At 54.0% G+C, this 13,449-nt stretch carries 13 protein-coding genes and 3 pseudogenes; 7 read left to right on the top strand and 9 right to left on the bottom strand.

The features are described from left to right. Positions 1-729, bottom strand: a complete 729-nt coding sequence (gene artP, locus V6944_RS21005; RefSeq protein WP_035894661.1) for an arginine ABC transporter ATP-binding protein ArtP — start codon at positions 727-729, stop codon at positions 1-3. A gap of 311 nt (positions 730-1,040) precedes the next feature. Then, positions 1,041-1,556, bottom strand: a complete 516-nt coding sequence (locus V6944_RS21000) for a lipoprotein (protein ID WP_333500367.1) — start codon at positions 1,554-1,556, stop codon at positions 1,041-1,043. A gap of 170 nt (positions 1,557-1,726) precedes the next feature. Here V6944_RS21000 and V6944_RS20995 point away from each other — a divergent pair, with 170 nt between their 5' ends. After that, the gene (locus tag V6944_RS20995) at positions 1,727-2,050 is read left to right on the top strand and encodes a heavy metal-binding domain-containing protein (protein ID WP_151412805.1); all 324 of its coding nucleotides are present in this window, start codon (positions 1,727-1,729) and stop codon (positions 2,048-2,050) included. Further along, positions 2,047-2,883, top strand: a complete 837-nt coding sequence (locus tag V6944_RS20990; protein WP_333500366.1) for an N-acetylmuramoyl-L-alanine amidase — start codon at positions 2,047-2,049, stop codon at positions 2,881-2,883. The genes V6944_RS20995 and V6944_RS20990 overlap by 4 nt, the downstream gene beginning before the upstream one ends. A 3-nt stretch (positions 2,884-2,886) precedes the next feature. On the opposite strand, the gene V6944_RS20985 is transcribed toward V6944_RS20990, so the two are convergent. From V6944_RS20985 to poxB, 4 genes are all read right to left on the bottom strand, one after another. Further along, positions 2,887-3,900, bottom strand: coding sequence for an NAD-dependent epimerase/dehydratase family protein (locus tag V6944_RS20985; protein WP_333500365.1), 1,014 nt, complete (start codon positions 3,898-3,900; stop codon positions 2,887-2,889). 87 nt (positions 3,901-3,987) lie between these two features. Then, positions 3,988-5,430: an SDR family oxidoreductase gene (locus V6944_RS20980; protein ID WP_333500364.1), complete on the bottom strand. Its 1,443-nt coding sequence runs from the start codon at positions 5,428-5,430 to the stop codon at positions 3,988-3,990. Between the two features lie 10 nt (positions 5,431-5,440). After that, complete coding sequence (gene ltaE, locus V6944_RS20975) at positions 5,441-6,442, bottom strand: low-specificity L-threonine aldolase (RefSeq protein WP_333500363.1); 1,002 nt, start codon at positions 6,440-6,442, stop codon at positions 5,441-5,443. Positions 6,443-6,479: 37 nt separating this feature from the next. Continuing rightward, on the bottom strand, positions 6,480-8,198 hold the full coding sequence (poxB, locus tag V6944_RS20970) for a ubiquinone-dependent pyruvate dehydrogenase (protein ID WP_333500362.1): 1,719 nt from the start codon (positions 8,196-8,198) through the stop codon (positions 6,480-6,482). Positions 8,199-8,351: 153 nt separating this feature from the next. Between poxB and V6944_RS20965 the strand changes: the two genes are divergently transcribed. Both V6944_RS20965 and V6944_RS20960 read left to right on the top strand, forming a co-directional pair. Then, positions 8,352-8,786 carry a DoxX family protein gene (locus tag V6944_RS20965; protein ID WP_333500361.1) on the top strand — a complete coding sequence of 145 codons (435 nt, stop codon included), beginning with the start codon at positions 8,352-8,354 and terminating at the stop codon, positions 8,784-8,786. Between the two features lie 276 nt (positions 8,787-9,062). Then, positions 9,063-10,402: pseudogene (locus tag V6944_RS20960) on the top strand (ISNCY family transposase). Positions 10,403-10,722: 320 nt separating this feature from the next. On the opposite strand, the gene V6944_RS20955 reads toward V6944_RS20960, so the two are convergent. After that, on the bottom strand, positions 10,723-11,214 hold the full coding sequence (locus tag V6944_RS20955) for a DMT family transporter (protein ID WP_333500360.1): 492 nt from the start codon (positions 11,212-11,214) through the stop codon (positions 10,723-10,725). 9 nt (positions 11,215-11,223) lie between these two features. Beyond that, positions 11,224-11,658: a DMT family transporter gene (locus tag V6944_RS20950; protein WP_333500392.1), complete on the bottom strand. Its 435-nt coding sequence runs from the start codon at positions 11,656-11,658 to the stop codon at positions 11,224-11,226. 99 nt (positions 11,659-11,757) lie between these two features. On the opposite strand from V6944_RS20950, the gene V6944_RS20945 reads away from it, so the two are divergent. Further along, positions 11,758-12,693 carry a LysR family transcriptional regulator gene (locus V6944_RS20945; RefSeq protein ID WP_333500359.1) on the top strand — a complete coding sequence of 312 codons (936 nt, stop codon included), beginning with the start codon at positions 11,758-11,760 and terminating at the stop codon, positions 12,691-12,693. Positions 12,694-12,754: 61 nt separating this feature from the next. Here the strand turns inward: V6944_RS20945 and V6944_RS20940 are convergent. After that, positions 12,755-12,866 (bottom strand): annotated as a pseudogene (locus V6944_RS20940) (hypothetical protein); the annotation flags it as partial. Positions 12,867-12,890: 24 nt separating this feature from the next. Here V6944_RS20940 and relB point away from each other — a divergent pair. Both relB and relE read left to right on the top strand, forming a co-directional pair. Next, the gene (gene relB / locus V6944_RS20935; RefSeq protein ID WP_333500358.1) at positions 12,891-13,130 is read left to right on the top strand and encodes a type II toxin-antitoxin system antitoxin RelB; all 240 of its coding nucleotides are present in this window, start codon (positions 12,891-12,893) and stop codon (positions 13,128-13,130) included. Continuing rightward, positions 13,130-13,417, top strand: a pseudogene (gene relE / locus V6944_RS20930) (type II toxin-antitoxin system mRNA interferase RelE). Before relB ends, relE begins: the two are co-directional and overlap by 1 nt. Positions 13,418-13,449: the final 32 nt, after the last annotated feature.

The raw sequence follows: 13,449 nt of genomic DNA, 5'->3' as shown, positions 1-13,449 counted from the left end.
TCAGTGAGAAAGATAACTTCTAAATGCATCTGTCTGTGGGCTGTTAAAGCAGCTTGCATCGCCTTGTTCGACGATATAACCGTTTTCCATATACACCACGCGGCTGGCCGTTTTACGCGCCACTTCCACTTCGTGGGTGACGATAACCTGGGTAATGTTGGTTTCAGCCAGTTCGTGAATAATGCTGACAATTTGGGCGGTGATTTCCGGGTCAAGTGCCGCGGTCGGTTCATCAAACAGCAGAACCTGCGGCTCCATCATCAGCGCACGGGCAATCGCCACGCGCTGCTGCTGGCCACCGGAGAGGTGCAGCGGATAGCGATCGCTGAACGGCTTGAGACGTAAACGTTCCAGCAGCTTTTCCGCACGCGCCATCGCCTGGTCTTTGCTTAAGCCCAGCACGCGGCACGGCGCTTCAATCAGGTTTTGTACTACCGTCAGGTGAGGCCAGAGATTGTACTGCTGGAAGACCATGCCGACGTTTTGACGCAGTTCGCGAATCGCTTTGTCTGACGGGGTCTTAGCAAAATCGAAATGGTTACCCGCAATCGCCAGGGTGCCGGATTTCGGCATTTCCAGCAGATTCAGCACGCGCAGGAGTGAGCTTTTACCTGCGCCACTTGGGCCAAGCAGTACCAGCGTTTCGCCCTCAGGGCATTGCAGCGTGATGTCGAACAGCGCCTGGTGCGCGCCATAAAAGCAGTTAATGCCGTCTAATTTAATGCTCATTGATACCCGTCACGAATGTGTTGTTCTCGCCCTGGAAAGGCCAGGTGCATGCTCTGCTGTCGTTTTTGGATTTCTCCGCTGAAGGTATCAGCCCATAGAGAATTATCAGCAATTGAGGCCGCAAATAGTACCTTTGACAGAATAGTTATGCAATATTTGTGCGTTAAAACTTAAATGTAAACCAACTTTTCTTTTAAAGTTAGCACAAAATAACGGGCGGGGTGGGCGAGGGGTATAAATGTCGGCATTCCAGGGGGAATGCCAGACATTTTGCCGGGATAAGGCATTTGACAGAATTACGTTACAATTTATTAACGTTTCTCAAGAGATTGACGCAATGTGCCTGCTGGAGCATGGGTGTTGTTGCCGAGATAGCGTACGTCATCAACGGCCCAGCAGTTGCCTTCGCGAACCATCAGCACTTCATCTTTCCAGCTCTGGGTTCCCTGCTTTAAATCTACGCGCAGCGGAATGTTGCGGGCATCGGTATTTGGGATGGTGGAAGCGCTGGCGACATCGGCGCTGTCAGGCGCGCCCGCGCTGCTGGAGAACAGGTTCGATTGCAGCAGCGTACGTTTGTCCGGATCCTGACTGCTATCGCTCAACAGTTTCGCCAGACCATCGCTCAGGTAAGGACGAAGCGCGGTAAAATCGGTGCTGCGTTGCTGTTTTTGTGCGTCGTAAAACTTCTGCGCCACAGCGTCCGGGCCGCCTTCCACGCACTGTCCCACGCGGGTTCCAGTATCTTTATAGGCCGGTGTTACGGTGGTACAAGCGCTCAGCAGGAGTGCGGCGGGAAGAATAAGTGCAAGGTTGGTGTAACGCATAGTGATTCCTTGTTAGCTGTCTCAACATTCATCGCCCATATGCCGCCATGCAGCGGGCGCGATTTATGTATACGATAATGGAGTATTCCCTTTTCAAGCATAGCGTATCGGTCCGATAATGCGTTTAGCGCAGAGAGCTAAGGCATTGAACGTTAACGAAGGAGTAGTCCATGCAATTTTCTACGACCCCCACCCTCGAAGGGCAGCCCATTACTGAATACTGCGGCGTGGTGACGGGAGAGGCGATTCTCGGGGCCAATATTTTCCGCGATTTTTTTGCCGGTATCCGTGACATCGTTGGCGGCCGCTCCGGCGCTTACGAAAAAGAGCTGCGCAAAGCGCGTGAGATTGCTTTTAAGGAGTTAGGCGAGCAGGCCAAAGCGCTGGGCGCGGATGCGGTCGTCGGAATTGATATTGATTATGAAACCGTGGGCAAAGACAGCAGCATGTTGATGGTCAGCGTGAGCGGTACGGCGGTCAAAACGCGCCGATGAAACGTTTACTTACCGTGGTGATGCTGGCGATGGTGCTGGCGGGGTGTGCCGGGGAAAATAAAAAGGCCGTTGTTGAAAAGCAGGATTATGTGCTGGATACCAGCCAAACGTCGCCGCAGGCCTATCCCCGCATCAAAGAGTTGGTGATCCACTATACGGCGGACGATTTTGACGTCTCGCTGGAGACGTTAACCGGCCAGCAGGTCAGCGTGCATTATCTGATCCCGGCGGTGCCGCCGCTGCTGCACGGCAAGCCGAAAATCTGGCAACTGGTGCCGGAGTCGAAGCTCGCCTGGCATGCGGGCATCAGCTTCTGGCGCGGTGCAACGCGTATCAACGATACCTCTATCGGCATTGAACTGGAGAACCGCGGCTGGCAGAAAGTCGACGGTACGAGGTTCTTTACGCCGTTTGAACCCGCGCAGATTCAGGCGCTGGTGCCGCTGGCGAAAGATATCATCAAGCGCTACAACATTGAGCCGCAAAATGTGGTTGCCCATTCGGACATTGCGCCGCAGCGTAAAGACGATCCGGGGCCGCTGTTCCCATGGAAATCGCTGGCGCAGCAGGGGATTGGCGCATGGCCGGATGAAAATCGGGTGGCGTTCTACCTGAATGGGCGAGCGCCTGGCGCACCGGTGGCGACCAATAATCTACTCGACCTGCTGGCGCGATATGGCTATGAGGTGAAGCCGGGGATGACCCGAATGCAGCAAATCAGGGTCATTGCCGCCTTCCAGATGCATTTCCGCCCGACACGCTATGATGGCGTTGCCGATGCGGAAAGCCTGGCAATTGCCGAGGCGCTGTTGGAGAAATACGGTCAGGGCTAAGCCCTAGCGGGGCAGCTTGCCGTGATCTTCCAGCCAGGCGGCGGTACGGATAATACCGTCGTCGAGCGAGACGATGGGCTCATAGCCTAGCTCTTCGCGGGCGCGGCTGATATCCAGCGTAAAATCAAAGTTCAGCTTTGAGACGCCGTAGTGTGTCAGTGAAGGCTCTTTCGACTTCTTATCCCCAAAGCGTTCCATGCTGCGGGCAATCATATCCAGCATTGGATAGGGCACCGAGCGAATGCGGCAGGGGATATCCAGTTCATCAATCAAACGCTCAACGATGCTGCGTAGGGTGCGCGGTTCGCCGTTGGTGATGTTGTAGGCGCGGCCGGAAGGCAGGTCGTCACAGCGTGGTTGGCTGGCAAGCCACATCGCGTGAACCGCGTTTTCGTAATAAGTCATATCGACCATCGCATGGCCGCCGCGCGGCAACAGCACGCTGCCGTAATGGTGCATCATCTGCGCCAGGCGCGGAATAAATACTTTGTCGTGCGGCCCAAAGACGCTCTGCGGACGAAGGATCGTGAAGCGGGTATTAGGGTTGGCTCGCGCCAGCAGTTGGATCACCTCTTCGCTGGCCGCTTTGCTGCGGGCAAACTCGTTGGCGAAACGATGCGGTCGGAAATCTTCGGTAATGTCGCGATGATGGTGGTAATCAAAGTACAGCGACGGCGAAGAGATATGGATGAAGTTGCGTACGCCCCACGCGACGGCCCATTCGCCCAGACGGCGGGTGGCACGAACGTTGGCTAAGTCAAAGGCGGCCTGGGTACCCCACGGCGAGGTAAAGCTGGAACAGTGCCACAGCGTGTCTACGCCGGCCAGCATCACTTTTGCCTGGGAGGAAACCAGCTCAGTCAGGTCAGCATGGACGAACTCCGCGCCCATTTTCTCCAGCAGTTTGCCCATCGCTTCGTTGCGACCGCTCGCTCTGACGCTGATGCCTCTGCTACGCAGATATTCAACCGCGTTTCTGCCTAACCCGCTGGTGGCGCCGGTGACCAGTACCTTCATAATCATCCACAGTGTTAAAAAAGAGTTTCGTGCGCATTCTTCCGTTTATTTCACTCGTATGCAATGGGAAACTAAGACGAAAAAGGGTTATTGCGCACTTTTTCCTGTCGCTTCTTCTGCCAGACGGGTGATACGCCGCGCCATTCCCCGGAAGATAAACAGATGTGCCGGGATCATCAACAGCCAGTACAGTAATCCTGGCATACCGTGCGGATGCCACCAGGCGCGCACGTCCAGTTCTCGATGCGTGCCTTTATCGACCATCGTAAAGCTCAGACGACCAAGGCCCGGCGCCTTCATGCCAAACAATAAGGTTAGCGCTTTTTCCGGCTCAACGATAATCACCTTCCAGCTGTCGACGGTATCGCCCACCTGCAACATTTCCCGCGGCGGGCGGCCCTTGGCGAGACGATGACCGACCAGCAGATCCATCGCCGCACGCGTTTTCCACAGCACGTTACCGAAGAAATAGCCCTCTTTACCACCCAGACGATTGACGACCTGCCACAGGGCGGAGAGGCTCGCGGAAGTCTGCACGGTAAAGCCAGCTTGCTTGGCAAAAAAGCCGTACTCGGGTCGCCAGCGAGCAAAGGCCTGTGCGTCGTAACCCCAGTCGCTGGAGTTGGCGAGCTTTTTCTCCTCTTCCAGCGTGCGGCGCACCGCTTCGTCGAAAGGGATCAACTGCTGCGGGATCAACGCCCGTAGCGTGCGATCGTCCGCCAGCAGATCGTGCTTTAATCCCTGGATCAGCGCTTTGGCGATCGTTGGCGGCACGGAGGTAATCACGTTTAAGAACCACACCGAGATCCAACTGGTGGGAAGTGGGATCGGGATAAGCGGGCGATGACGACCGCTGACCGCCATAAAATGTTCAAACTGCTGCTGGTAGGTTAGCTCCTCCGGGCCCGCTGCTTCGAACACGCGGTGTTCCGACGATGGATGGTTTAAGAGCTCGACCAGGTAGACCAGCAGGTTTTCCAGCGCGATAGGCGTGGTACGTGAACGCACCCAGCGCGGCGGGGTAAGCACTGGCAGGTTGTACACCATGTCGCGCATCACCTCAAAAGCGGCTGAACCCGCGCCGACAATGATGCCGGCGCGTAGCTCGCTTACCGGTACGCCCGCGCTGCGCAGGATATCTGCGGTGAGCTGGCGGGCACGTAGGTGCGGCGACTGTTCATGCTCCGGTGCCTGCAGTGAGCTTAAAAAGATCAGCTGTTTCACCGGGGTTATCAGCAGCGCGTCACGCACGTTTTCCGCCACCCGACGTTCGTGCTTGATAAAATCTTTGCTCTCACCCATACCGTGCACCAGGTAGTAGACGGTATCGACACCGTTGAGCAGCCTGGCGACATCGGTGGTTTTTTCCAGATCGACCGAATAGCAGGTCACGCCCGGAAGCTGACGTTTTTGCAGCCGCTCAATACGACGTGCCACCGCCCGCACGGTATACCCGCGCTGGCTTAATTCAGACACCAGGTGCTGGCCGATATAGCCGCTGGCACCAAAAACCAGAATAGTACGTGGCACGTCATGCTCCTTAGCGGGCTAAAAAGGCTTTCCAGTGTGAGACAACTTCCGCGAGCTGCTGACGATTAACGTCCAGATGGGTCACCAGGCGCACGACAGGCGAGGCGTTAATCAACACGCCACGTTCCTTCATGTACTCACCCAACTGCGAGGCGTGAGCGTCACCGACGCGGACAAACAGCATATTGGTATCGTGGCGCATCACATCTGCACCAATCTCACGCAACTGCTCGGCAAGCCATGCGGCGTTATCGTGGTCATCCTGCAGACGGGCAACGTTGTTTTTCAGCGCATACAGCCCGGCTGCCGCCAGAATGCCCGCCTGGCGCATTCCGCCGCCGGTCATTTTACGCCAGCGATTCGCACGTTTGATGTAGTCGTGGCTGCCAACCAGCAGTGAACCAACCGGTGTGCCGAGGCCTTTAGAGAGGCAGATGGTGAACGAGTCGCAGTACTGGGTGATATCTTTAAGCTCGCAGCCATAGCTGACCAGGGCGTTGAAGATGCGTGCGCCGTCCACGTGCAGCGCCAGACCGCGCTCACGGGTAAATTCCCACGCGTCTTTTAGGTACGCCTGTGGCAGCACTTTGCCGTTATGGGTGTTTTCGATGCTCAGCAGTTTAGTGCGCGCGAAGTGGATATCGTCAGCTTTGATTTTCGCTGCCACTTTATCGAGCGGCAGCGTGCCGTCCGAGGCGGCATCAATCGGCTGCGGCTGGATGCTGCCCAGCACCGCGGCACCGCCCGCTTCATACAGATAGTTATGTGCGCCCTGGCCGACAATATACTCTTCACCGCGTTCGCAGTGGCTCAACAGGGCCACCAGGTTAGCCTGGGTACCGGTAGGTAAGAAAAGCGCCGCCTCTTTACCAGACACCTCGGCGGCGTAGTGTTGGAGGGCGTTAACGGTAGGGTCGTCGCCATAAACATCATCCCCGACCGGCGCGGCCATCATCTCTTCCAGCATGGCGCGCGTCGGGCGGGTTACGGTATCACTGCGTAGGTCGATCACGGCATTTCCTTTTTAACTCAGAATAATGCCTCCATTTTTACCTGAGCCAGTTGGTTTTCGCCAGTTCAATGACTTCATCACCGCGGCCGCTGATAATGGCGCGCAGCATATACAGGCTGAAACCTTTGGCCTGCTCGAGCTTAACCTGCGGCGGGATCGCCAGCTCTTCTTTCGCGACAACCACGTCAACCAGCACTGGGCCGTCGATGCTGAAGGCGCGTTGCAGGGCGTCCTCGACGTCAGCGGATTTCTCGACGCGGATGCCGGTTATCCCGCAGGCTTCTGCGATGCGCGCAAAGTTAGTGTCGCCAAGCTCCGTGCCGTCGGTCAGATAGCCCCCGGCTTTCATTTCCATCGCCACAAAGCCCAGTATGCTGTTGTTAAAGACCACGATTTTCACCGGCAGCTTCATTTGCACGACCGAGAGGAAATCGCCCATCAGCATGCTGAAGCCACCGTCGCCGCACATCGCCACCACCTGGCGCCCGGGTTCCGTGGCCTGCGCACCCAGCGCCTGCGGCATCGCGTTAGCCATGGAACCATGGTTAAACGAGCCCAGAAGACGGCGCTTCCCGTTCATTTGCAGATAGCGTGCGGCCCACACGGTTGGGGTGCCCACATCGCAGGTGAAGATGGCATCTTCGCTGGCGAAACGGCTGATTTGCTGCGCCAGATACTGCGGGTGGATGACCTTATCGCTTGGCTTGGCTAAATCGTCTAGCCCTTTGCGTGCGCTGCGATAGTGTTCCAGCGCTTTATCGAGGAAGCTCCGATCGCTTTTTTCTTCTAGCAGCGGCAGTAGCGCCGCCAGCGTGGCTTTCACATCGCCCACCAGCGCCATATCCACTTTGCTGTGCGCGCCGATGCTCGCAGGGTTAATGTCTATCTGGATGATGGTGCTTTCGGTCGGGTAGAACGGTCGGTAGGGGAACTGAGTGCCGAGCAGGATGAGGGTATCGGCATTCATCATGGCGTGGAATCCGGAAGAGAAACCGATAAGCCCGGTCATGCCGACGTCATACGGGTTGTCATATTCAACGTGCTCTTTGCCGCGCAGCGCGTGAACGATAGGGGATTTTAGCTTGCCGGCAAATGCGGTTAGTTCTTCATGTGCCCCGGCGCATCCGCTGCCGCACAGCAGGGTAATATTACGCGCTGACTTGAGCTTATCAGCCAACTTTTCCAGCTCGCTCAGTGGTGGTGTGACAATGGGATGCGGCGCGGGGTACCAGTTGGTGCTGGCGCTCTCTGGCGCGGCCTTCAGCGCGACATCGCCCGGCAGAACCACCACGGACACGCCGCGGTTGAGCACTGCTTTACGCATGGCAATGGCCAGCACCTGTGGGATCTGTTCTGGTGTCGATACCAGTTCACAGTAGTGGCTGCATTCGCGGAACAACTCCTGTGGATGGGTTTCCTGGAAGTAACCGCTGCCGATTTCACTCGACGGGATATGTGCGGCTATGGCAAGCACCGGTACGTGGTTGCGGTGGCAGTCAAAGAGTCCGTTAATGAGGTGCAGGTTTCCTGGCCCGCAGGAACCGGCGCATACTGCAAGTTCGCCGGTGAGCTGCGCCTCTGCGCCCGCTGCAAAAGCGGCCACTTCTTCATGTCGCGTCGGCATCCACGCAATGGTGCCCATTCGGTTCAGGCTATCGCTAAGGCCATTGAGCGAATCGCCCGTCACGCCCCAGATTCGTTTCACTCCCGCCTGCTCTAGCGTTTTGGCAATGTAGTTGGCTACGGTCTGTTTCATGGTTTTCCATCTCCTGAATTGTGATACCGGTTACAAGTTTAGATGAAACTCGTCGTTTCGCTGGGAAAATACCCTTATTTTCAGCGGGTATATTTAGTAAATGAGAAGCAGTACCGTAGATGGTTTATAGGGATAAACAGGGAAAAAATTTAAATGATTATAAAGTTACTTCAGGCAGTGAACCGCACGTTGTCGCATGAAGATTTTGGTAAATTATTACTGCGTCTTGTCGTTGGTGGGTTGATGCTGTTCCATGGGCTGCACAAGCTGTTTGATGGGGTTGACGGGATTAGCGCGATGCTGGTGGCAAAAGGGCTGCCGGGCTTTATCGCCTATGGTGTGCTGGTGGGTGAGGTTGTTGCGCCTATCCTGCTGATCCTCGGGGTACTGACCCGCCCGGCGGCGCTGGTGTTAGCGTTTACGATGGTTGTGGCATGGCTGATGGTTGGGCTGGGAAATACTGGTGCGCTGGATAAAACCGGGGCATGGGCGATTGAAAGTCTGGTGTACTTCTTTGTGGCGGCGCTGGCGATTGCGTTTCTCGGTGCTGGCAAATATGCGCTGGGCGGGAAATCAGCCTGGCAATAGTCTGTATTCGGACCGACATCTTAGCAGACGGTGATGCAGGAAAGGGTGAAAATGCGCTCGGGTGCTTGAGGCTATCTGCTTCAGGTGCTCTGCGGTAGATAGAGAAAAGCCCCACTCGACTCTAAATCGAATGAGGCCCCTATATGCTCGACACATACAGGCTAGCCTCTTACCCGCCGAAAGGCAGGAGATGTTAGCCATGTGTTAACACCAAGCTGTAATGTCCCCTTTGAACCATTCTAAAATGTCCCCAGACAATTCTCTGGGGGATTTTTCATGATCAAAGAGACTGTTACGATGAGTCATAAGGAACTCGACCGACTTCAGATTATTCAGGAGTCAGTTAATCGACATATTACTCAGGAACAAGCTGCGGCACGCATTGGCATTTCTATTCGGCAGGTTAAACGTCTGGTGCAACGGTATAGAAATGAAGGGCCTTCTGGTCTGGTTTCCCGCCGACGTGGAAAGCGTCCTAATAATTCCTTTTCTACCGAATTCAGAGCAACAGTAATTTCACTCCTCAAAGGCCGCTACGCTGATTTTGGACCTACATTTGCGTGCGAAAAATTGCGCGAGATACACGGTTTATCTTTATCCGTTGAAACTCTCAGAAAGTGGATGATAGAAGAGGGGTTATGGCGTGAACGCCGTCGTAAAATTGCCCGTATATATCAACGCCGCATGCGACGACCATCTTACGGTGAACTGATCCAGATTGATGGCTCACCTCATGACTGGTTTGAAAATCGAGGCCCAGATGCACACTGATCGTTTTCATTGATGATGCCACCAGTGCTTTGATGGCGCTGCGTTTCGCTCCTGCTGAAACAACCCGGGCTTACATGGAAACCCTCCGGGGTTACCTTAATGATCATGGCGTACCGCTCGCTCTCTACTCTGATAGACACAGTATATTCAGGGTAAATAACCCAGAGCGGGAAGGTGAGCTGACCCAGTTCACTCGTGCGATAAAGACACTGGGCATCGAGCCAATCCATGCCAACAGCCCGCAGGCAAAAGGGCGGGTAGAGCGCGCCAATCAGACACTACAGGACAGGCTGGTCAAAGAAATGCGGCTTCAGAGTATCAGTGATATTGAAACAGCAAATGCATGGTTGCCGACCTTTATTGAAGCCTATAACAACCGGTTCGCTACGTCGCCTCGTACTACTGATAATGCTCATCTTGATGTGCGCCATTCTGAAGAGGAACTGGGTTATATCTTCAGCCTACAGGCGAAGCGCATTCTGTCTAAAAATCTCACTTTCCAGTACAAAAGCAGTGCGTTTCAGGTACGCAGTGAGGGCCGGGGATATCGACTTAGGCATTCGGTTGTTACGGTATGCGAGAACTTTGACGGTGAAATTAAAGTTCTGTATGACGGGAAAGCGCTGGGCTGGGAAAAGTATGTTGATGGCCCGGAGCCTATACCACTGGATGATGAAAAGAGTGTCCATGAACGAGTGGATAATGCCCGTATCGATTTACGCTCAAAATACTATGTCAAGCCTAAAGCTGACCATCCCTGGCTTACGCGCCGAACGCAAAGTCATCAGCAAGTTAAGCCCCCGAAGTTACCTAAAAAGAAGTCTGATCCCGATAAAATAGATTGAAACCAGGATCAATTCGGTTGAGTGCATATCCATTCATAGGGTAGATTCTTAAGTCGCGTTTCTGGCGTTCATTTTCGGGGGGGTTGTTACTTTTTTTACCGGGGATATGTCAGAAACGCACCCAGCCCGTCTGAGCGGTACGCGTAATGAGACCTTATGGTAAATAGCCTGTGCTAATGTCCGCTATGAGCGAAAAGCGGACATTTAAGTTTTGTCCACCGGATATCTGAACTTAGCTTTGACATTGCAAAGTAGTAGCTAAAAAGTGCCAGGAAAATTTTTGGCACTTTTTAGAAAGTGGTCGTCAGAACTGGCTGGACTTATTTATTAGCGGCTGCCTGCGACAGGGGGTTTTTAGCCGGTGCGGCTTTTGACTTGCTGCTGGAGTAAATAAAGAACAGTGCGATCCCCAGGCAGACGATGGCGCCAAGTCGGCTCATCGAGAACGGAATCGGCTCATTGCCCAGCCAGCCGAAGTTATCAATCAGCATGCTCATGGTTAGCTGACCCAAAATGACGGCAACCGTGGCAATTGCAGCGCCAATGCGCTGGACGGCCAGTACCATAATGACGATATATGGCACGCCAAACATTGCACCCAGCAGTTGCCATTTAGGCACATCCATCAGGGTCAGGGCGTGTTTAGGTTCGAAGAAAAAGATAAGCAGCCCTGTCACCAGCGCACCTATCGAAAATGTCAGAAACGCGCTTTTGAATACGCCGACCTTGCTGCCCAACTGGCTGTTGATAGCCGCCTGGATACTCAGCATAGCACCACCGATGACGGCGAGAAAAATCATGATAATAGTCATAATGTTACCTTACCCTTGTGCAACCATAACCAGCGCTCCAATGATGAAAATCAGTGCAATAATGCGTTTACTGTCAATTTTTCTGTGCGGCGTGCCGAGCAGGCCAAAGTGGTCAATAATCAGGCTTTTGAAGACCTGGCCTGCCAGGATGCCTATCATAGTCATGGCGATGCCGATTGCCGGCGTTGCCACGGTCAGGATGATGACGTAAATCGGCCCAAGCACACCGCCAAGCAACTGCCATGAAGGCTGTGCAAAGAACGACGGGCTGTTACGAGGACTGAAAAAAAGCATCAGCAGGAATGTCAGTGCGGCGCCCACGCCAAATATGCTGAAGGTGGCCCAGAGGTCACCGACCTCTCCACCCAATGGCCCAAGCAATCCTGCCTCTACGGACAGCCCCATGCCTCCTGCAATTACGATAAAAATCAATATCAGTTGCATAACAATCAGTCTCCAGTTGTTCAGGCGGAGAAGATTACGACTTAACATAGATGAGAAAAATGCCATAATGTGATAAACACCTGTGCGGGATATGCATTAATGAAAGAACCTGGGAACATCAATATTCGCGCCCTGCAGATTTTTGTAGACGTCTATGAAACGCAGAATTTCTCTGTAGTGGCACGCCGAGAAGGGATATCTGCCTCTCAGGTATCGCGCATCATCCATCAGATGGAGGATGCGCTCGGACAGCAGCTCTTTTACCGCAACACCAGGGCTATCATGCCGACGGAAAGTGGCCATCTTTTTATCCGCTATGCGCGAGCCATGACGGGCAGCCTCGCAGAGGCACAGCGGGAACTAAACGAGAGAACGCTTGAGCCTTCCGGAGTGGTCCGCATAAACGCGCCGGTGTTCTTTGGACAGCGGCATGTGGCGCCAGCGTTACCCGGCCTGACAGAACGATATCCTGGTCTCATCATTGAGCTTACGCTGACCGATGATTACATCGATCCGCACCGGGAGCCGGCTGACGTCATTTTCCGGATTGGCACACTGACGGACTCATCATTCCATGCGCGCGTGTTTGGCCAGCAGTTCTACCATCTTGCCGCGTCACCGGATTACATCCGCCGGCACGGCATGCCTGATTCACCTGAAGATTTCGCTCGTCATAAATGCCTGGTCTATCGCGGCTCGTCGGGACCAAATCGCTGGTTGCTGCGCAGGCACGGAGAGGAGTGGGTTCACTATCCCGTCTCGCCACTGATGTCATCCAATAATGCTGAAACGCTGCTGATTGCCGCACTCGGTGGGATGGGGATTGTGTTGTTTCCTGACTGGCTGATTGGAGACAGGTTGAAGAGCGGCGAGCTTGTCGGGCTGCTGCCTGATCTGGACACCTCCATAAAAACAGAGCCGCAGCACATCGCGGCAATCTATCCGAATGCTCGCCACCCTCCGCTAAACGTTCGGGCGATTATCGATTACTACATTGACGCGTTCGGTTCACCGCTTTACTGGCAGTCTGAATAAGATATCCAACTGTATTGGTATTGACCGTCCTGAAAGGGGCTCTGACGCATTGAAGGCAGTTAACTTCCGCTTCTGGCACAAAGCGGACTGTGCTCACCGTTCTTACGACTACTTTTCTGACTTCCTTCGTGACTTGCTCTAAGCATGTTGTAGTGCAATACTTGTAATGACATTTGTGATTACAAGAGGTGTAAGACATGGGTAGCATTAACCTGCGTATAGACGATGAACTTAAAGCGCGTTCTTACGCCGCGCTTGAAAAAATGGGTATAACTCCCTCTGAAGCGCTTCGTCTCATGCTTGAATATATCGCGGACAATGAACGCTTGCCGTTCAAACAGACACTCCTGAGCGATGAAGATGCTGAGCTCGTGGAGATAGTGAAAGAACGGCTTCGTAATCCTAAGCCAGTACGTGTGACGCTGGATGAGCTCTGATGGCGTATTTTCTGGATTTTGACGAGCGGGCACTAAAGGAATGGCGAAAGCTGGGCTCGACGGTACGTGAACAGTTGAAAAAGAAGTTAGCTGAAGTACTTGAGTCACCCCGGATTGAAGCGAACAAGCTCCGTGGTATGCCCGACTGTTACAAGATTTAGCTCCGGTCTTCAGGCTATCGCCTTGTATACCAGGTTATAGACGAGAAAGTTGTCGTCTTCGTGATTTCTGTTGGGAAAAGAGCACGCTCGGAAGTATATAGCGAGGCGGTCAAACGCATTCTCTGAAACAAAGCATGACATCTCTGTTTCGCACCGAA

The sequence above is a fragment of the Kluyvera sp. CHPC 1.2972 genome (genome assembly GCF_036759925.1).
In the GTDB taxonomy this organism is placed as follows: domain Bacteria; phylum Pseudomonadota; class Gammaproteobacteria; order Enterobacterales; family Enterobacteriaceae; genus Kluyvera.
This window is presented reverse-complemented; position numbering and strand designations above follow the sequence as displayed.

Bases quoted from the DNA above. Each gene is read 5' to 3' on its own strand.
- poxB (WP_333500362.1), bottom strand. From the start codon at position 8,198: ATGAAACAGACCGTAGCCAACTACATTGCCAAAACGCTAGAGCAGGCG.
- V6944_RS20995 (WP_151412805.1), top strand. From the start codon at position 1,727: ATGCAATTTTCTACGACCCCCACCCTCGAAGGGCAGCCCATTACTGAA.
- V6944_RS20950 (WP_333500392.1), bottom strand. From the start codon at position 11,658: ATGCAACTGATATTGATTTTTATCGTAATTGCAGGAGGCATGGGGCTG.
- relB (WP_333500358.1), top strand. From the start codon at position 12,891: ATGGGTAGCATTAACCTGCGTATAGACGATGAACTTAAAGCGCGTTCT.
- V6944_RS20990 (WP_333500366.1), top strand. From the start codon at position 2,047: ATGAAACGTTTACTTACCGTGGTGATGCTGGCGATGGTGCTGGCGGGG.
- V6944_RS20955 (WP_333500360.1), bottom strand. From the start codon at position 11,214: ATGACTATTATCATGATTTTTCTCGCCGTCATCGGTGGTGCTATGCTG.
- V6944_RS21000 (WP_333500367.1), bottom strand. From the start codon at position 1,556: ATGCGTTACACCAACCTTGCACTTATTCTTCCCGCCGCACTCCTGCTG.
- artP (WP_035894661.1), bottom strand. From the start codon at position 729: ATGAGCATTAAATTAGACGGCATTAACTGCTTTTATGGCGCGCACCAG.
- V6944_RS20945 (WP_333500359.1), top strand. From the start codon at position 11,758: ATGAAAGAACCTGGGAACATCAATATTCGCGCCCTGCAGATTTTTGTA.
- V6944_RS20985 (WP_333500365.1), bottom strand. From the start codon at position 3,900: ATGAAGGTACTGGTCACCGGCGCCACCAGCGGGTTAGGCAGAAACGCG.
- V6944_RS20965 (WP_333500361.1), top strand. From the start codon at position 8,352: ATGATTATAAAGTTACTTCAGGCAGTGAACCGCACGTTGTCGCATGAA.